This is a genomic window from Streptomyces sp. CA-181903 (assembly GCF_050937075.1).
Lineage (GTDB): Bacteria > Actinomycetota > Actinomycetes > Streptomycetales > Streptomycetaceae > Streptomyces.
Map to the genome: position 1 here is coordinate 56,389 of NZ_JBNJLY010000001.1, position 17,824 is coordinate 74,212.

The 17,824-nt window shown below is 71.5% G+C and carries 18 protein-coding genes; 8 read left to right on the top strand and 10 right to left on the bottom strand.

Annotated elements, in window-relative coordinates; genetic code table 11:
- Window positions 1–44: 44 nt before the first annotated feature.
- Window positions 45–617: a TetR/AcrR family transcriptional regulator gene (locus ACQEVS_RS00285; RefSeq protein ID WP_433027141.1), complete on the bottom strand. Its 573-nt coding sequence runs from the start codon at window positions 615–617 to the stop codon at window positions 45–47.
- Between the two features lie 101 nt (window positions 618–718).
- Here ACQEVS_RS00285 and ACQEVS_RS00290 point away from each other — a divergent pair, with 101 nt between their 5' ends.
- Complete coding sequence (locus ACQEVS_RS00290) at window positions 719–1,651, top strand: DMT family transporter (RefSeq protein WP_433013370.1); 933 nt, start codon at window positions 719–721, stop codon at window positions 1,649–1,651.
- Between the two features lie 292 nt (window positions 1,652–1,943).
- On the opposite strand, the gene ACQEVS_RS00295 is transcribed toward ACQEVS_RS00290, so the two are convergent.
- The gene (locus ACQEVS_RS00295) at window positions 1,944–2,378 is read right to left on the bottom strand and encodes an Rrf2 family transcriptional regulator (RefSeq protein ID WP_433013373.1); all 435 of its coding nucleotides are present in this window, start codon (window positions 2,376–2,378) and stop codon (window positions 1,944–1,946) included.
- Window positions 2,379–2,505: 127 nt separating this feature from the next.
- Between ACQEVS_RS00295 and ACQEVS_RS00300 the strand changes: the two genes are divergently transcribed.
- A complete protein-coding gene (locus ACQEVS_RS00300) occupies window positions 2,506–3,261 on the top strand; it encodes an SDR family NAD(P)-dependent oxidoreductase (protein WP_433013376.1) in 756 nt (251 codons plus the stop codon).
- 185 nt (window positions 3,262–3,446) lie between these two features.
- On the opposite strand, the gene ACQEVS_RS00305 is transcribed toward ACQEVS_RS00300, so the two are convergent.
- Window positions 3,447–5,075: a purple acid phosphatase family protein gene (locus ACQEVS_RS00305; RefSeq protein ID WP_433013379.1), complete on the bottom strand. Its 1,629-nt coding sequence runs from the start codon at window positions 5,073–5,075 to the stop codon at window positions 3,447–3,449.
- Between the two features lie 263 nt (window positions 5,076–5,338).
- Between ACQEVS_RS00305 and ACQEVS_RS00310 the strand changes: the two genes are divergently transcribed.
- The gene (locus ACQEVS_RS00310; RefSeq protein WP_433013382.1) at window positions 5,339–6,379 is read left to right on the top strand and encodes a vWA domain-containing protein; all 1,041 of its coding nucleotides are present in this window, start codon (window positions 5,339–5,341) and stop codon (window positions 6,377–6,379) included.
- Window positions 6,380–6,615: 236 nt separating this feature from the next.
- Here the strand turns inward: ACQEVS_RS00310 and ACQEVS_RS00315 are convergent, their stop codons facing one another.
- From ACQEVS_RS00315 to ACQEVS_RS00330, 4 genes are all read right to left on the bottom strand, one after another.
- Window positions 6,616–6,879: a hypothetical protein gene (locus tag ACQEVS_RS00315; protein WP_433013385.1), complete on the bottom strand. Its 264-nt coding sequence runs from the start codon at window positions 6,877–6,879 to the stop codon at window positions 6,616–6,618.
- A gap of 872 nt (window positions 6,880–7,751) precedes the next feature.
- Window positions 7,752–8,366 carry an NADPH-dependent FMN reductase gene (locus ACQEVS_RS00320; RefSeq protein ID WP_433013388.1) on the bottom strand — a complete coding sequence of 205 codons (615 nt, stop codon included), beginning with the start codon at window positions 8,364–8,366 and terminating at the stop codon, window positions 7,752–7,754.
- A 58-nt stretch (window positions 8,367–8,424) separates the two neighbouring features.
- A complete protein-coding gene (locus ACQEVS_RS00325) occupies window positions 8,425–9,570 on the bottom strand; it encodes a homogentisate 1,2-dioxygenase (protein ID WP_433013391.1) in 1,146 nt (381 codons plus the stop codon).
- 239 nt (window positions 9,571–9,809) lie between these two features.
- Window positions 9,810–10,724: an NADP-dependent oxidoreductase gene (locus ACQEVS_RS00330; RefSeq protein WP_433013394.1), complete on the bottom strand. Its 915-nt coding sequence runs from the start codon at window positions 10,722–10,724 to the stop codon at window positions 9,810–9,812.
- 165 nt (window positions 10,725–10,889) lie between these two features.
- On the opposite strand from ACQEVS_RS00330, the gene ACQEVS_RS00335 reads away from it, so the two are divergent.
- A complete protein-coding gene (locus ACQEVS_RS00335) occupies window positions 10,890–11,864 on the top strand; it encodes a LysR family transcriptional regulator (protein ID WP_433013397.1) in 975 nt (324 codons plus the stop codon).
- Between the two features lie 34 nt (window positions 11,865–11,898).
- On the opposite strand, the gene def is transcribed toward ACQEVS_RS00335, so the two are convergent.
- Window positions 11,899–12,558 carry a peptide deformylase gene (gene def, locus ACQEVS_RS00340; RefSeq protein ID WP_433013400.1) on the bottom strand — a complete coding sequence of 220 codons (660 nt, stop codon included), beginning with the start codon at window positions 12,556–12,558 and terminating at the stop codon, window positions 11,899–11,901.
- Between the two features lie 103 nt (window positions 12,559–12,661).
- Here def and ACQEVS_RS00345 point away from each other — a divergent pair, with 103 nt between their 5' ends.
- On the top strand, window positions 12,662–13,330 hold the full coding sequence (locus tag ACQEVS_RS00345) for a winged helix-turn-helix domain-containing protein (RefSeq protein WP_433013403.1): 669 nt from the start codon (window positions 12,662–12,664) through the stop codon (window positions 13,328–13,330).
- Window positions 13,331–13,369: 39 nt separating this feature from the next.
- Here ACQEVS_RS00345 and ACQEVS_RS00350 read toward each other — a convergent pair whose 3' ends face one another.
- Complete coding sequence (locus tag ACQEVS_RS00350; RefSeq protein WP_433013406.1) at window positions 13,370–14,767, bottom strand: MFS transporter; 1,398 nt, start codon at window positions 14,765–14,767, stop codon at window positions 13,370–13,372.
- Window positions 14,768–14,873: 106 nt separating this feature from the next.
- On the opposite strand from ACQEVS_RS00350, the gene ACQEVS_RS00355 reads away from it, so the two are divergent.
- Window positions 14,874–15,851, top strand: coding sequence for an Lrp/AsnC family transcriptional regulator (locus tag ACQEVS_RS00355; protein WP_433027144.1), 978 nt, complete (start codon window positions 14,874–14,876; stop codon window positions 15,849–15,851).
- Between the two features lie 259 nt (window positions 15,852–16,110).
- On the opposite strand, the gene ACQEVS_RS00360 is transcribed toward ACQEVS_RS00355, so the two are convergent.
- Window positions 16,111–16,392 (bottom strand): SDR family NAD(P)-dependent oxidoreductase, encoded by a 282-nt coding sequence (locus ACQEVS_RS00360; protein WP_433013409.1) that lies wholly within the window; start codon window positions 16,390–16,392, stop codon window positions 16,111–16,113.
- Between ACQEVS_RS00360 and ACQEVS_RS00365 the strand changes: the two genes are divergently transcribed.
- Window positions 16,373–16,705 (top strand): TetR family transcriptional regulator C-terminal domain-containing protein, encoded by a 333-nt coding sequence (locus ACQEVS_RS00365; RefSeq protein ID WP_433013412.1) that lies wholly within the window; start codon window positions 16,373–16,375, stop codon window positions 16,703–16,705. The two genes, ACQEVS_RS00360 and ACQEVS_RS00365, sit on opposite strands and share 20 nt — an antisense overlap.
- A 155-nt stretch (window positions 16,706–16,860) precedes the next feature.
- Entirely contained in the window at window positions 16,861–17,793 is a 933-nt protein-coding gene (locus ACQEVS_RS00370; protein ID WP_433013415.1) for a polysaccharide deacetylase family protein, read from the top strand.
- The last annotated feature ends 31 nt before the right edge of the window (window positions 17,794–17,824 follow it).

A 17,824-nucleotide genomic window follows, 5' to 3' on the forward strand; every position in this document is an offset into this window, starting at 1 on the left:
GCGGGGCGAGTGCTGGAACGGGGACGGATTCGAGCGTCACCTCATCACTGCGCTGTGGAGTTTCGCGTGGCGGCGAGGAGAGCTTGTGCCTGTTCACGGGCGTGGCTGATGGGGTCGGCGATGATGTTCAGGCCGTGGGCGACGAGCGCTCCTTCGTGGAGCAGCATGAGCGTCCGGCCCAGATGGTCGGCCCGGTCCGGGGCGATGTCCCTGACGAGGCCGGTGAACAGGGCGAGCATTCGCTGCTTCTGCCCGGTGATGATCGGGTAGGCCGGGTGGGACGGATCGCTGATCTCGGCGTGGGCGTTGACCATGCCGCACCCCTTGGAATTGTTCTTCGCCGACCATGCGCGTGAGGCATCGAAGACGGCCAGGATGCGTGCCGCCGGGGCCGACTGCGCGGCGTCGAGGTACTGGGCGAGGAAGGCGCGCCAGCGTTCGTCGCGATCCGCGAGGTACTCCACGACGATCTGCTCTTTGGAGCCGAACCGGTCGTAGAGGGTCTTCTTCGTCACCCCGGCCTCGGAGGCGATCAGGTCCACCCCGACGGCGTGGATGCCGCGCTCGTAGAACAGCCTGGCGGCGGCCTCCAGGACGCGCCGTGCGGCAGGCGTCATCGTGATCCGTCGCGGCGTCTCGGTAGTGTCCACGCCTTGACAATATACCGATCTGTATAGTGGGCGGTGGGTATACCGATCTGTATAGCGAAGGGGGAGACGTGAACTTCCTGCTTTCCGTCGCCTTCGTGCTCTGCTGGAGTTCCGGGTTCATCGGGGCGAAGCTCGGCGCGGGCAGCGCGTCTGCGGTCACGATCCTGATGTGGCGTTTCTTACCGCTGGCCATCGTCCTGATCGCCGTCGCCGCCGTTTCCGGAACGTCGTGGCGGGGCCTCGCGGTGCGGGATGTGGCCCGGCAGGCCCTGATCGGCGTGCTTTCGCAAAGCGGCTATTTGCTCACCGTCTACTACGCGATCCAACTCGGGGTCTCCAGCGGCACCACAGCCCTGATCGACGGTGTCCAGCCTCTCGTCGCCGGAGCACTCGCCGGACCGTTGCTGCGTCAATACGTCTCGCGCAAGCAGTGGTTCGGCTTGTGTCTGGGGATGGGCGGCGTCGCCATCGTCACCCTGGCCGATGCCGCGGCCGGCTCCGGTGCGGCCTGGTGGGCCTATCTCCTCCCCTTCCTCGGCATGTTCTCGCTGGTGGCGGCCACGTTCCTCGAAAGCCGTTCCCGCGCGCGGGTCGCTCCCGCGGTGTCGATGTCCGTCCACTGCGCCACCAGTGCCGTCATCTTCACTGCCCTCGCCCTGGGTACGGGAGTCGCGAAGCCGCCTGCCGAGCTCTCCTTCTGGGCCGCGATCACCTGGCTCGTAGCCTTGTCGACCTTCGGCGGATACGGGCTGTACTGGCTCATCCTGAGGCGCTCCGGAGTCACCAAGGTCAATACGCTCATGTTCCTCATGGCTCCGGTCACGGCGGTTTGGGGAGCCCTCATGTTCGGTGAACCGTTCGGTCCGCAGACCGCTCTCGGTCTGGCCGTCGGCCTCGCGGCAGTCTTCATCGTCTACCGCGGTGGCACCCCATCCCCCAGGACGCCCGCCCGGGACATGGACACGGCCGAGGTCGCGACGCCGGCCAAGCACGGCGCCTGATCCCTCCGCCTCGTCGGAGAGCGAGGATCCTCCTCGCCGTCTGCGCCGCGGGCCGCCGGGTGTTCGGGCCGGCCGCTCATGGCGTATCGCCGCGGCGAGGTCGCCGTAGCCGGCCCCCAGCAGTCCGGGTGGTGGCCGGTCCGGTCCGCCGGACCGGACCGACGTCGTGGTGCATGGGCCGGCGGCCACCGTGACGAGGCAGCCTTTGGTGGGTGACGTCGTGCTTGATGGGTGACGTCGTGCTTGACGGACGACGTCGTGCTTGACGGGTGCGCGGCCGACGGCGGGGAGGCTAGCGAGGTGCCGCGAGTACGTCCCGGAGTACGTTCGCGAGCGTGACGCGGGCCAGTTCGCGTCTCAGCGTCTCCTCGATGCCCTCGTAGATGCCCTGCATCGCCGGTTGGATGCCGTACCCCACGACACACCCCTGGTCCGGGGTGGCCCTGTGCATCGCGAACAGCGGGCCGGGCTCCACCGCCTCGTACACGTCGAGCAGGGTCATCGACTCCAGCTCGCGCGCCAGCGACCAGCCCGCGCCCACCCCCCGCCGGGACTCCACGAGCCCGGCCTTACGCAGCTCGCCGAGCAGCCGCCTGATCACCACGGGGTTCGTGTTCGCGCTGGTCGCGATCTGCTCGGAGGTGGCGACCTCATGGCCTTGGCGCTGGTAGAGGCCGATCCAGGCCAGGGCATGGGCGGCGAGGGTCAACCTGCTGTTGGCACTCATGCCCCTCCTTATGACCGCAACGCTTCATGTTACGACAGACCTGTCGTAACAAACAGTGTTGCGACAGCCCAGTCGTAACAACTAGCGTTACACCTGCCGGGAAGAGGCAATCCACGAGGGGAGAAGAATGAGCAAGCCACTCACGGGCAAGGTCGCCCTGGTCACCGGGGGATCGCGTGGACTGGGAGCCGCGACCGTACGGCTGTTGGCCGAGCAGGGCGCTGACGTCGCCTTCACCTACGTCAGCTCCGAGAAGCAGGCGCAGGCCGTCGTCGACGAGGTGCGCGGCAAGGGGGCCGAGGCCGTCGCCTTCCGGTCCGACCAGGCGGACACGAGTCGGGCGCCGGCGCTCATCGACGACGTCGTCGCGCACTTCGGCGGCCTGGACATCCTCGTCAACAACGCGGCGATCTCGGTGGAACAGGGCCGCAGGGTGGACGACCCGGACGCCGACACCGCCGCACTGGACCGCATGCACGCCACCAACTACCTCGGCGTGATAGCCGTCATCCGGGCCGCCTCCCGAGTGCTGCGCGCGGGCGGCCGCATCATCACGGTGAGTTCCGGACTGGGCTCCCGGGTCGGCGCCCCGGGCCTTGCCGACTACGCGGCGACCAAGTCGGGGATCGAGAGGTACACCATGGGGGTCGCACGAGACCTCGGGCCCCGGAACATCACGGCCAACGTGGTGGAGGCCGGGCTGATGGAGGGCGGCATGGAAGGGCCGGACCCCGAGACCCTCAAGGCCCTGGTCGGCTCGCTGTCCCTGCAACGCATGGGGCACCCCGACGAAATCGCCGCGGCGATCGCCTTTCTCGCGAGCCCCGCCGCGTCGTACGTCACGGGCGCGGTACTGGACGCCCACGGCGGCTACAACGCCTGAGCCTCTGCCGCGCACCCCGAAGGACATCGCGCCTTCGGGGCGCGCACCACCGGCGGCCCGCGCGTGCGTGGACGGCTCCGGCCTCGCGCTCGCCCAGGCCCTCTCCCGTCACGGCGACCCGCGTGTGCGGGGAATGGCGAGCCCAAGGTCGGCCGCGAGGCCGAGCAAGGGCCGCTCAGACGCGGTCAGCGGCGGGCGTCCGCGCGCGGGCGTTGGAGGGTGAAGGCGTCGACCGGTGTCAGGTCGCCGTGGGGGCCGTCGAAGGTGTAGTAGGTGACCCGCATACGCGTCAGACCTTCGTGGCGGTCGCCGGGGTCGACGTCGAACGCGGCGAAGCCGCGGTTGTACTTGCGGTCCTGGACGGCCGCCCAGGGCGCCTCCTCTGCGATCCACACCGGTTCGCGGTGGCCGGAGGAGACCTTGTCGTCCTTCAGAGCGACCAGAACCCGGGCTTGGGGCGTGTCGAAGAGGTCGTCCTGGCTCGTGGCGATGTTCCCGCCCGCGCCGATGACCATGTGGACGGTGCCCTTGCCCGTGTCGATCAGGTCGGTGCGAGTGGCCACCGGCACGGGGGTGCGGGTTTCGTTGGGCAGGGTGCCGCGTACGGGGTGCGAGCGCTCGTAATGGTGCTCGTGCCCGCTGACGACCAGGTCGACGCCGTACGCGTCGAACAGCGGGCCCCAAGCCCGGCGCACCCCCAGGTCGCTGCCGGCGCTGCGGTGGCTGGAGATCATCGGTTGGTGCATGCACACCACGATCCAGTCGATGTCCCGGTCCGCCCGCGCCGCCTTGAGCTCCCGCTCCAGCCAGCGGCGCTGGGCGCCGCCGGAGTAGCCGCTGATGTAGGTGTCGCCGCCGTCCTGGAGCGCCACGTCGTCGTTGGCGAGGCTGATGAAGCGGACCGCGCCCACGGTGAACGCGTACCACATGCCCCGCGTCTCCTCGTCGCCCGAGGTGGAGGAGGGCAGTGCGAAGTAGGTCTGGTACCCGGCGGCGCCGATGGGGCCGTTGCCCTTCTCGTTCTCGTGGTTGCCCGCGCAGGGCATCCAGGGGCGCAGCCGGGTGGAGCGGCTGTTGTTGATGAACCAGTCCGCCCACGTCGCCACCCGGCTCGTGCCCCACGCGCCGGCGATCGCGGCGTAGCAGAGGTCGCCGTTGACGAAGTTGAACAGCGGAGCGACCCGTTCCACCGCGGCGACGATGTCGGCCGAGGCGGGCGAACCGACCTGGCTGCTGGTGTGCAGCGGATAGCGGTTCACCGGGGAGGGTACGCCGTCCGGAAGGTGGATGATCCGGCGCAGGTTGGGCGTGGCCTGGTCACCGAAGCTGGTGAAGGTGAAAGCGGCACGGCCGCGCGGTGCCGTGGTGAACGAGCCGGTCTCCGGCGTCGCACCGTCGTGCCCGGCGCTGTACAGGTACGTGGTCGACGGGCGCAGGGCGGTGATCCGTGCGTGGTGGACGTACACCTCCTCCCCCGACAGTCCGTCCCGGTAGGTACGCGTCTCCGCCTCCACCGTCCGGCCGCCGTACCCGCCGTCGGGCGAGCCCAGCCCCACCCGGGGCCGGCGCACCGACTGCGGGGTGATCCAGGAAACGGTCATCTCCGACGACGGATCCGAACCGAACTGCAAGTGCACCCCCAGCACCCCGGGCGCACCCAGCCGGTGCGGGCGGTTCTGCAGCAGCGGTCCGGCGGCCGGTGCCGCCGGTGAAGCGGCGGCTGCCGCTCGCCCTTCACCGGCTTCGGCGGCAACGAACGAGGCGGCGGCCGCGGCCGACGAGCCCTTGAGTACAGACCTCCGTGTGATCGCCATGGAACACCCTGCCCCCGTAGTGAAGTTGATCAATCAGGGCACTGTAAACGAGCGACCACTGATACGCCCATGACAAATCCGAGGGTGCGGGACATCCGACCAGGCGAGCGTGGCGAACACCGTCGCCTTCCCGTATTCGGGCGACGAGCGAGGTCAGCCGCTGTCACTCCGGCGGGGCGGTCACCCCGGCGTCGGCGTCAGGGGCCGTTGTCAGTGGTGGGTGAGAAGGTGAGGGCACCGAGTCGGAACGAGGGGGAACGGTCATGTCCGGAACTCAGAACTACATCAATCACGTCGCCCTGGTGCTGGACGCCAGCTCGTCCATGTCGCATCTGAGCCGGAAGGTCGTCGATGTCGCCGACCAGCAGATCGCCTACCTGGCCCGTCGGTCGGAAGAGCTCGACCAGGAGACCCGCGTGACGGTGTACGTCTTCGCGAACGAGGTCGAGTGTGTCATCTACGACAAGGACGTGCTGCGGATGCCGTCGCTGAAAGAGCTGTATCAGGTCGGCGGGATGACGGCTCTGCTGGCGGCCACGCTGAAGTCGCAGCGCGAGCTGGCGCAGACGGCGCAACTGTACGGTGACCACAGCTTCTTGACGTTCGTCTTGACGGACGGGCAGGAGAACGCGAGCCATCACTGTGCGGATGCTCCGTCCGGTGACCGGCGTGAGCTGGTCCGGGCCGTGGCCGGGATGATCGAGACGCAGGAGGACAACTGGACGCTGGCCGTGCTCGTGCCGGACCAGGCGGGCAAGCGCGAGGCCATGCAGTGCGGTTTCCCGAAGGACAACATCGCCGTCTGGGACGCCACGAGCACCCATGGCCTGGAAGAGGCCGGTCAGGTCATCCGGGAGGCCACCGAGAAGTTCATGGTGGGTCGCTCGCAAGGGATCCGGGGATCGCGGGCCGTGTTCTCCACGGGGGCGGAAGCGGTCAATCAGGAGACCATCCAGGCGGCCGGTCTCACTCCGGCGGACCCTTCGGGGTATCAGTTGATCCCGGTGGTGCGTGAGATGGCGATACGTGATCGGGTCGTCGAGCACGGTCATGCTTTCCGTACCGGTTGCGCGTTCTACCAGTTGAGCAAGTCGGAGAAGATCCAGGCGCGCAAGCAGATCGCGGTGCTGGAGAAGGAGACCGACCGGGTCTACACGGGGCCGGAGGCGCGCGCCCTGCTCGGCCTTCCCGACGTGGAAGTCCGCGTCAGGCCCGACCACAACGACGATTTCACCATCTTCGTCCAGAGCACGAGCGTGAACCGGAAGCTCGTTCCGAACACTAGGTTGCTGCTGATGCTTTGAGGGAGGCGGTTGCGGATCGGTCGGTTCCCAGTGGGAGAGTGCCGCTCGTGTGCGCCTGCCAAGGCTCTGCGCTCGCCTCCGGTCGCACCGGCTGTGGGCAGGCCGGGACGGCCCGTCGGACCCGGCGGGTGGTGCTGCTGTTCCTCGCCCCGTGGGTCGTGCCGCTGCTCCGGCGGTTGCCGCTCCTCGCCTTCTGCGCCGCGGGCTTCGTCGTCACGTCCTCGCCGCCACACGCTTCACGCGGAGCCGGGTGTGGGGCGTGTGGCGGCGAGGACGATGCCCCGGCCGGCGTAGAAGTGGTCCAGCCTGTCCCACGGGACGGGGAAATCGTGCTGGGACGTTCCCGGGAAGCCGGAGGGGTTGTGGATCAGCAGGCAGTGTTCGGTGGCTCCGACGGCGAGCACCAGGTGGCCGCCCTTGGCCGGGGGCTCGCTGTCGGGCCGGCGCCCTTCGGCCTCCGGGTATCCGCTGCGCGGCGTAGGAAGAACGTCAGGGCCCACACGGCCGGCAGGCCGCCGGTCACGTGGGGAAGCGTTGCGGTGACGGCGTTGACGACGTCCGTGCGGGGGGCGGTCGCGGTGTGGTCGTGGGAGGAGAGGACCACGCCGGTCGGCACGACGCCCAGGCTGATGCCGAGGTGGGTCGCGGTGTTGAACAGTCCGGAGGCCGAACCGGGGTGTGCGTCGTCGACGCGACGGTGTGCTTCGGAGGAGGGGCAGGGAGCATGACCGATGGCGCGAGCGGTTTTCGTTCCGCTACGGGGGACGAGGGGCCGTCCGCGGCCGGTCCGAGCGCCGGGGAGCGGGCGGGCGCCGTGCGGCAGGCGATGGACGGGCTGCGGCAGATCCGGAAGGTCGTGAACCCGCCGGCCGGCAGGCCGTTGTCCGTGCCCGCCGACTGGGAGCGCCTCCAGCCCGTGCGCGCCGTCGCCCTGGCGCTGGAGGCCGCCGGTGTGCCGCCCTCCGCCGTGGGGGCCGACGGCCGGCGTCTCGCGACCGGTTACCGTGTGCGCGCGGTCGAGGGGACCGTGCGCGTGGAGTGGGTCGGTCCGCCCGGCAGCCGGGTTCGGTACCAGCAGCAGGACGGCCTCCGGCGGTGTGCGGACGTGCTTCGGAGGCTGGGCTGGCAGGCGTTGGAATACCGGGGGCGCGGGGGCTGCGCTGGTTGGAGGTCGAGCCGTTGTGATCATCGTGGGGCGAGGGTCCTCGTCCCCCGGCCCCTGCCCGGGCCCGGCCTCGCACTCCTCCCCCTCCCCCACGACCGTCTTCCGGGCGGGGGCCACGGCGTGCCGGCCCGGCGCTCGCGCGGCCGCGCGTGCCCCGGCCGTCGTCTCGCTTCGGCCGGGGCACGCGCGTGCCTTGGGGGCGGTGCGTCAGGCGGCGGCGTGCCCGCTCTGCCAGTGGTGCAGCGGCTTGATCAGGCGGTTCCCGGCCTGGTGGTCGATGGCCTCGGCGAGGCCGTGCAGGAGGGAGCCGAGCATGGCACGGGTCGTGGGGTCGGTCAGGCGGTGGGCGGGGGCCGCGGTGGGGTCGAGGCGGGTGTGGACTTCCGGGATGGCGACCTGGGGGCCGCCGACCACGTACACGTTCAGCAGGGCGAACAGCTCGCGGAGTTGGGACTGGGCGCGGATGCCGCCGAAGATGCCGGGCGAGGAGGACAGGACGACGGCGGCGTGTCCCGGCAGGACGCTCGACCCGTACGGGCGCGACGCCCAGTCCAGGGCGTTCTTGAGCACGCCCGGCATGCCGCCGTTGTACTCGGGCGTGGCGACGATCAGTCCGTCGGCGTCGGTGAGGGCCCGCCACAGTTCGCGCACGGCGGCCGGCGGGTCGGCCTCCAGGTCCTCGCTGAAGTGGGGCAGGTCGCCGAGGTGTTCGTAGAAGTGGATGTGCATGTCCTCGGGGGCCAGCGCCGGCAGGGCGTGGAGGACCCGGGTGTTGAAGGAGGAGGCTCGCAGGGAGCCCGAGATGGCCAGGACGCGGCTCATGGGGAGTGCTTCTTTCGGAAACCGGCGGGGAGCCGGGTGGGGGCGGGTCGCGGTCGTGTCAGCCGCGGTAGCTCTGGCTGCGGGCGAAGTCGGGGATTTCGTGCGCCGTGAAGGCGTCGGTGTAGCGGAGGGGGCGGGCGGTGTCGATGTTCCATATGTAGACCGGCAGCCGGTCGCTCCGCGCCGCCAGCCGGGCCCGGTCGGGACCGTGGTTCATCCCGCCCGGAGTGACGCTCGCCAGGCCCGTCGTGGACTCGGGCCCACGTCCGCCGTCCGGGGTGCCGAGGCCGTCGTCCGGAGGGCCGAGCCGGACGATGACCTCGTCGTAGTCGACGTTCCGGTGGAACGGCTGGGCCCGTTCGGCGTCCTCGGCCGTCTGGGTCGGGCGCGGTGCCATGGTGACGATCCAGTTCGCTCCGGCCTGGAACGTGGCGTGTGCCATCGGCGGCACGTCCAGCCGCTCGGAGGTGACCGGGCGGATGTCGGCCAGCCGCAGCCGGAACGGCGCCAGAGTGCCGGTCCAGCCCTGGACGTCGGCCGGGTCGAAGGCGTAGAAGATCGAGGACAGTTCACCGTCCCGTTTGACCAGGACCTCCCACTCGCCATCCGCGTTCTCGGCGGAGTGCGGGGGCGGGCCCGCGTCGAGGCGGGGGACCTCCAGGACGCCGCGGTCGAAGGGCAGGAAGTGGCCCAACGGGCCTCGTTCGGGCAAGACGATCGGGTCCCGGGTCTCGACGACGTAGGTCACCTGCGGTCCGTCCCCGGCGGGGACGACGCGGTAGTCGGTGCCCTTGGGGAGGACGAGGTACTCCAACGGCCCGTACGGCAGCACGCCGTAGTCGGTGACGAGCGTGCCGTGGCCGGACTGGGTCAGCAGCAGGGTGTCCGCGTCGGCGTTGCGGAAGTAGTACGGCATCGGCGCCGTACGCCTGGACACGGCGATGGTGATGTCGTCGTTGCGCATCAGCACGGTGGGCAGGGCGCGCTCGTCGTGCTCGTCGGCGGCGGGGACGTCGGTGAGTCGGATGCCGCGCGGCCGGGCCGGGCCCTCGACGCGCAGCCAGTCGGTCGTGGGGTGCGCGCGGTAGAGCTGGGAGACCTCGCCCTCGAAGCCCTGCCGGGCGTGGTGTTCCTCGAAGGTGCCGTCGGGCACGGTGGTGTGGGCCTGGCGGGGAGTGCGGCCCTGGACGTGTTTGGCGAACATGTCGGCTCCTTTGAAGGGGTGGTCGTGCTCGCGGTGGCCGTGCTCGCGGCGGTCGTGCTCGCGGCGGTTCAGAAAAGCTCGCGGCGGTTCCGAAGCGGGCGCGGCGGTTCCGAAGTGGCCGCGGTGATTCCGAAGCAGGCGCGGTGGTTCCTAAGCGGCCGCCGTAGTTCCGAAAGGGGCGCGGCGTCGGCGCCGATCGCTGCACCGGGCCGCGTCCGGTCGACCCGTACGGGCCGGTCTCAGCCGACGACGAAGACGAGCTTGCCGCGTCGGCCGCCGGCCTCCAGCGCCTCGTGCGCCTCGGGCGCCTGCGTGAGGGAGAAGCGGCGGGCGACCGGGAGCCGGAGTTCGCCGCGGGCGGCCAGTTCGGCGACCCGGGCGAGGGTGTCGGCGGACCGGGTGCCGAACATCATGGTGATGCCGTACTGCTGGGCGAGCGGCGGACTGACCAGCGTCACCACGCGCTTGGGGTCGCGGGTGACGGCGATCGAGACGGTGATCGCCTCTTCGGCGCCGGTGAGGTCCAGCGCGGCGTCCACGCCGCCGGGGGCCAGCTCGCGCACCCGCTGCTCCAGGTGCTCGCCGTACACGACCGGGATGCCGCCGAGGGAGCGGACGTAGTCGTGGTTGTCCTCGTGCGCGGTACCGATCACCGTCGCGCCCGCGGCCCGGGCGAGCTGCACCGCCACGCTGCCCACGCCGCCGGCGGCGCCGTGGACGAGTACCGTCTCCCCGGCCGTCACACCGAGCGCGCGCAGCGCGTTGTACGCCGCCTGCCCGACGGCACCGATCACCGCGGCGGTCTCGCCGTCCAGCCCCTCGGGCTTGCGGACGAGCTGTTCGGCGGGGACGACGACGTACTCGGCGTACGCGGCCATGTCGACGAAACCGATGACCTCGTCCCCGGGCGCGAACCCGTCGACGCCGTCGCCGGCCCGGTCCACCACGCCGGCGAACTCGTTGCCGAGCTGCCGGGGGAAGGAGATGTCGTACACGGCGTCGAACTCGCCGCGCCGGATCTTGGCGTCGATCGGGTTCAGCCCCGCGGCCCGGACCCGGACCCGTACCTGGCCCGCCGCCGGCCGCGGATCGGGGAGATCGGTCACCCGGAGCACGTCGGGAGCGCCGTAGGAGTCCATCACCACTGCCTTCATCGGACTCGCCACCTGACTTTCGTTAGAGCGGTTGCTCGCCGGAGAATCCCTGCGTTTCCATGGGTTCTCCCGCGTCTTTCGCTCACCATTCAACGGCCGTTCGCGGGGGTGGGTCCAACACTCTTCTGTGGGCACGTGACAGTCTGAGGCTGTTACGTTGGGAGGGTGGACCTCGACCTTCGCCAGGTGCGCTACGCCGTCGCCCTCGCCGATGAGCTGCATTTCGGCCGGGCCGCCGCCGGGCTCACCATCGCCCAGCAGACCCTCTCCGCGCAGATCACCGCGCTGGAGAGGCGCCTCGGCGTCCCGCTGTTCAGCCGCGACCGGCGCCATGTCGCCCTCACTCCGGCCGGGGAGGTCTTCGTCCGCCGCGGGCGACGGCTGCTGGCCGACGCCCAGCGCATGGTGGACGACGTCACGCGGACCCAGGCTCCCCTGCGCGTCGACGTCCTCACCGAAGGGCTCACCCCCTCGGTCCTCGCCGAGTATCTGCGGACCCAGTCCCCCTGCCTGCCGTTCGAGGTCGTCCAGAGCCAGGGGCTGGCCGCCGCGCTGCCGCGGCTGCTCGCCGGTGACCTCGACATCGCCTTCGGCCGCGTCCACGGTCTCGCCCGGCCCCTCCCCGCCGGCCTCGCCACCCTGCCCGTACGCCTCGAACCGCTCGGCGTCATCCTGCCCGCGGATCATCCCCTCGCGGCCCACGACCGCGTGCCCCTCTCCGCCCTCGCCGACCACCCGCTCCTCGTCCACACCGCCGACGAGGCCGCCGAGCGGCGGGACTGGATCGAGGAGGCCGTCGTCGCCTTCAAGCTTCCCGTCGCGCTGCGGGTGCGCGGGCACGGGCGTGCCGCCATCCACGCCATGGTCGCCGCCCGCGGCTACCCCTCGTTCGGGCTCACCACCGGGCAGCTGCCCGACGGCCTGACCGCCCGCCCCCTGACCGATCCGGTGCCGCTCTACCCGTGGCACGCCGTCTGGCACCCCGCCACCGCCGCGTCACCCGTGCTGGACCGCACCCTCGGGCTCATCCACGCCTACGCCCGTGACCACGGCTGGCACCGCCTCCCCGGCAGCGGCTGGTGGCTGCCCGAGCCGGACCGCGACGCCGTGGACCGGGCGGCGGGGGCGCGGTCGCACTGAGGGGGCGGGGGCGGGGGTCGTCTCATGGCGCGCGTCATTTGCCGAGGCTTCTCGCCGTGGCGGCACGCCGGGCGAAGACCTCGTCCTGGGTCTCGCTCATCTCGCGGAGGGCGGATTGCCGTTCCCGCCGCGTCAACCGGTCGAGGTACAGGCGGCCGTTGAGGTGGTCGGTCTCGTGCTGGAGGCATCGGGCGAAGTAGCCCCTGCCCTCGATCACCAGCGGATCGCCGTCCTTGTCGCGGCCGCGCACGACGGTGCGGTCGAGGCGGGGGACGACGCGGTAGGGGCCGGGGACGGAGAGGCAGCCCTCGGATTCGTCCACCAGGCGCCGCTGTTCCGCGGGCACCTCGTCCAGGACGGGGTTGGCTATGTGCCCGACATGGCGGACGCCCCACTCGTCCGTGACGTCCCAGACGAACAGCCGCAGGTCCACGCCGACCTGGTTGGCGGCGAGTCCGGCGCCGTCGGCCGCTTGGTTGGTGGCGAACATGTCGTCGATCAGCCGGGCCAGTTCGGGAGTGCCGAACCGGGTCACTTCCCGGCACGGCCGGTGCAGGACCTCCTCCCCCACCACGGTGATCCGGCGGACCGCGCCGCGTTCCGCCTCCGGGGCGAGGCGTGGGTACGAGGCGACGGGCTCGCCCTGCACGCGTACGCGGCGGTCCTGCGTGGTGTCCCCGAAACCGAGAGCCATGAACGATCAACGCCTTCCGTGAGTCCGGCCGCGGGACGCGGGGGTGCCGGTCCCGGCGTCTGACGGCTTGCCAGATGCTTTGCAAAGTAGCACTCTTTGCAAAGTGAGTGATCAAAACCCTCGAACCGCGTCCGGCGGCCCGTCGCCGGACCGTGACCGTGCTCCGCGCTCGCTTCCCGACCACCCCGTACGGGTCGCGCTGTTGGACCTCCTGGCCGAGGCGGGCACCCTCACCTCCACCGAGGCCGCCGCCCGCTTGGGCCACAGTTCCGGCCTCTGCTCCTTCCACCTGCGCCAGCTCGCCCGGCACGGCCTCATCGAGGAGGTCCCGCACCAGGGCGGCCGGGCGCGGCCGTGGCGGCTGCGCTGGGGCTCCCCCGAACCGTCCGGCCGGCCCGTCCGGTCCGACCGGGCCGACCGGGCCGACCGGGCCGACCGGTCCGCCCACGACGAATCGGTGGAATTCCCCGCCCTCGCGCGTGGGTTGGAGGACGAGAGCTACCGGCAATGGCTCGTCCACCGGCAGCAGGCGCCGGCGGAGTGGCAGCGGGCCGATTCCTTCAGCGCCGTCCTCCACCTCACTCCGGCGGAGGCGGCCGAACTCTCGGCGTCCGTCCGCCGCTTGTTCGCCGCCTACCGCGATCGGGAGCAGGATCCTGCCGCGCGTCCTCGGGGTGCCGTGGCCGTGGCCGCGATCAGCCGGTTGTTCCCGCTCGTGGGCGGGACGGTTCCGGCTGCTCCGGTGCCTCCGTCGGAGACGGGAGACGAGTAGGGCCCGGCCGCGGGGGCGCGTCCCTCTCCGACGCGGAGGTCAGCGTGGCCGAGAGCCGGTGTGATTCCGGCGGCCGGTGGCCGACGCGCCCTTCTCCCCCGCCGATTGCGGTACGGAGAGCCAGGCGAGGACGGAACCGATGACTCCGGCCGCGGCGGTGGCGATCAGGACCCGGTTCAGGCCGTCGGCCATGGGGCCGCCGCCGTTCCGGAACAGGACGCCGAAGGCGGCGACCCAGAGCGTCTGTCCCAGTTGCCGGAAGGTGGTCATGGTGCCGGCCGCCATGCCGGACCGTTCGGGTGGGAACGCGGCGAGGACCGCGGTCCCCATAACCGGCCCCATCAGCCCCACACCGATGCCGGTGACGGCCAGCCCCGCGGCCAGCGACGCGGCGGACGAGTCCGCGTGCAGTCCCGCCTGGAGCGCGCAGCCGGCCCCGTTCAGCAGCAGACCGGCGGAGAGGACCACGCGCGGAGGTTTTCCGTGCAGCCTGCGGCCGCCGAGCAGCGACGTGACGAACGAGGTCAGGGCCAGGGGCATGAGCGCGAGCCCGGCGCGTACCGGCCCCAGGCCGAGCCCCGACTGCAGCCACAACGAGGTGTACACGAGCGCCGCGAAGGCGGCCGTGGAGGCGATCACGCACGTCATCACCGCGGAGAAGGACGCCCGGGTGAACAACCGCACGTCCAGGAGCGGCGTGGCGCGGCGCAGTTCGACGCGGACGAAGGCGGCGAAGGCGAGGGCGGCCAGGAGGAGCAGGCCGAGCACAGCCGGGGAGGACCAGCCCGTCGCACCGGCTCGCGTCAGGGCGTACGTCAGCGATCCCGCGCAGACCGCGAAGGTGATCGTTCCCGGCAGGTCGACGCGGGACCCGGTGTCCGGCCGTCCTACCGCCGCCAGGACGCGCAGGGACAGGGCGACGGTGACGGCGACGAGGGGGATGTTGAGGAAGAAGACCGCCCTCCAGCCGAGGTATTGGGTGAGGACACCGCCGACCATGGGCCCGGTCGCGGCGGCCAGGCCGGTCACCGCCCCGAAGACGCCCATCGCCCGTCCCAAGTCGGGACCCCGGTAGACGGCGCCGGTCAGGGCGAGGGTGGTCACGGCCATCGCGGCGCCGCCGATGCCCTGCACCGCACGGGCCGCGATCAGTACGCCCGTGGTCGGGGCCAGGCCGCAGGCCAGCGAGGCGACGCCGAAGACCGCCAGGCCGGCCAGGTATACGGCGCGTGCACCGTGCCGGTCGGCCGATGCCCCCACGGTGAGCAGCGAAACGGCCAGCACCAGCGGGTAGATGGTGACCACCCACTGCAGGGCGGAGAGCGGAGCGGACAGATCGTTCCCGATGTCGGGCAGGGCGACGGTCAGCACGGTGGTGTCGAGCAGGAACACGAAAGTGCCGAGACAGACGGCCACCAATGGCCACCACTTGCGCATGAGGCTTCCTCCGCGGAGCTTGTCGGTCGCCTCCACGGTCGGGATCGGGATCCCGTTCGGCCATCCGGGCCGTCCGGCGCGGCGGATACTGGCACACTTGTCCCTCGTGAAGGGGGATACCGTCAGGCTGGACGAGGTCGACCGGGGACTGGTCCACGCCCTGCAGATCGACGGCCGTGCCCCGCTCCGTCTCGTCGGCCGGGCCCTCGGCGTCTCCGAGAACACCGTCGCCCGCAGGTACCGCCGGCTGCGCGCCGCGGGCGTCCTCCGTGTGGTGGGCGCTCTCAACGGCGCCCGTCTCGGTCACAACGCCTGGACCATCCGGCTGCACTGCACCCCTGACGCGGCGACCGCCATCGCCAAGGCGCTCGCCGCCCGCCCCGACACGTCCTACGTCCATCTGCTCTCCGGCGGCACGGAGATCTCGTGCAGCGTCCGGACGTCCACCGCGGAGGAGAGCGAGGCGCTGCTGCTGCACAAGCTGCCCAGGACCGGACGCGTCACCTCCGTCTCCGCTCACCTGCTCCTCGACCACCACGCCCTGCCCGGCGACTGGGCCGGGGCGGCGTGCCTCACGCCGGAGCGGGCGGGCCTGTTGACCCCGCCGCCGTCCGATGACGTCGGCGAGGTCTCCCTGACGGCCTTGGACCGCCGGCTCTTCGATCTGCTGTCGCGGGACGGGCGGTCGAGCCATGCCGAACTCGCCGCGGCGACCGGTTCGTCCGCGTCGACCGTGCGGCGGAGGATCAGCGCCCTACGGCGAGCCGGCGTGCTGGCCTTCCTCGTCGACATCCCACCGGCCGCACTCGGTTTCCGCTCCGAAGCCCGCCTGTGGATGTCCGTACGGCCTTCCGAACTCACCGACGTCGCGCGCGCGATGGCCCGTCACCCCGAAGTCTCGCTCGTCGCCCGGACCACGGGACCGACGAATCTGCTCGCGGCCGTCAACTGCCGGAACTCCCTCGACCTCGCGCGGTATCTGAGCGAGCGGATCGCCTCGTTGGACGCGATCCGGACGCTGGAGACGGCTCCGGTGATCCGCACGGTGAAGCGGGCCGGCGCTGTCCTGCCGATCGGACGTTGAGCGGGGCGAGAGTTGCGGCGCCCCGCCTTCTTGTCGGTTGGGCCTGGCTTACGCCAGGCCGTCGCCGTCGCGTAGTCGGTGACGCCGGGGAAGGAGGTGCGGGCGGCGAGGTGGGAACCGATGGTGATGACGCGGCCGTCGTCGGAGAGCAGGCCGGCGGCGGAGCGGATGGCGGCCACGACGACGCCGACATTGACGTCGCACTGGTAGTCGAGCGCGACGGTGTCCACGGCCGGGTCGCCGACCGTGCCGAAGCCGATCACTCCGGCGTTGTTGACGAGGATGTCCGGCCGCCCAAGTCCTGGACGACGGTGGCGACCAGCCGCGCGACCTGCGCGGGGTCCGCCTGGTCGGCGCGGTGGGCGGCGGCCCGGACGCCGAGGGTGGTCAGTTCGCCGACCAGGTCCTCGGCCCGGGCGGCCGACGTGGCGTAGGAAAACGCGACGTCCGCCCCCGCCGCGGCGAGCATCCGCGCGGTGGCCGCTCCGATGCCCCTCGATCCGCCGGTGACCAGCGCGACCTTGACCCTGCTGCGCGGCACCGTCGCCGCCACCACCGGGGAGGGCGGCCCCGGCTGCCTCATGGTGCACGGGGCCCTGGCCACCGGGGGCGCGTCCGGTGCCGTCCGCGCCGAGGCGGCCGCCCGGCGGCACGCGTCGGAGGACGCCCTGCGCGAACGCTTCGAGCAGGCCCTGCGCGACGGCGACCTGCCCGCCGGCACCGACACCGGGGATCTGGCCCGCTACGTCTGCCTCGTCTGGTACGGCATCGCGGTTCAGGCGTCCTCCGGCGCGACTCCCGACGATCAGAACCGCGCCGTGGACATCGCCATGCGGGCGTTTCCCGGGAGGTGAGCGTGCGCTTGCCCCGCGGGAGTCGTGGGAGCGCGGCCCCGGGTCCGTGTGACCGTCCTCACGGTTCGGGCCTGGTTGACCTTCACATCAGTGTGAGTGTTCGAGCCTAAGGAGTGGCGGAAGCACAGCCCTCACCGATCACGAGGTGAACACTGATGGACAACCAGCTCTACGACTACAGCCCCATCGTCGACCGTGAGCCGATCCACTGGCCGGGCGGCGCCCGCGTCGCCTTCTACGTGGGGCTCAACATCGAGCACTACCGGATCGACCGCCCCTCGACGAGTACGTTCGCGGGCACCGCGGAACTGACGCCGGACCCGCTCAACTACGGCTGGCGCGACTACGGACCCCGGGTCGGCGTCTGGCGGCTGATCGACAGCCTCGACCGGCACGGGATGCGCGCGAGCGTGCTGCTCAACTCCGACGCGGGCGAGCGGTACCCGCGGATCGTCGAGGCGGGGCGGGAGCGGAACTGGGCGTGGCTGGCCCACGGGAAGAACAACTCCCTCTTCCAGGCCGGCATGGGCGTCGAGGAAGAGCGGGCGTACCTCACGGACGTGGTCGCGAGCATCGAGAGGACCACCGGGCAGCGGCCCCGCGGCTGGATGGGGCCGGCGCTCACCGAGACCTTCCACACCCCGCGGCTGCTCGCCGAACTCGGCCTGAGCTACGTACTGGACTGGACCAACGACGACCAGCCCTACCGGCTCAACGTCCCCGGCATGCTGAGCGTGCCGTACTCCGTCGAGCTCAACGACATCGGCCTGTTCGTCAGCAAGGGCCTCACCGGGCCGGACTTCGTGCAGGTCGTCAAGGACCAACTCGACCGCCTCCACGCCGACTCGGCGGACAGCGGCCGTGTGATGACCCTGGCCCTGCACCCGTTCGTCACGGGCCAGCCGTTCCGGGCCACGTACGTGGACCAGGCACTGGAGTACGTCGCCGCTCACCCCGGTGTGTGGCTGACCACCAGCGACGAGATCGCCGACCACTACGCGCGGACCGTCGGCACCGGCTCGGGCGGGGGCCCGTCGGGGGTGAGTGATTCGGATGGTTCCGGCGTGAGGTCCGCGGAGACCCGCTGACGCCGTACTGATGTGCGGGTTCTTGCCCGGC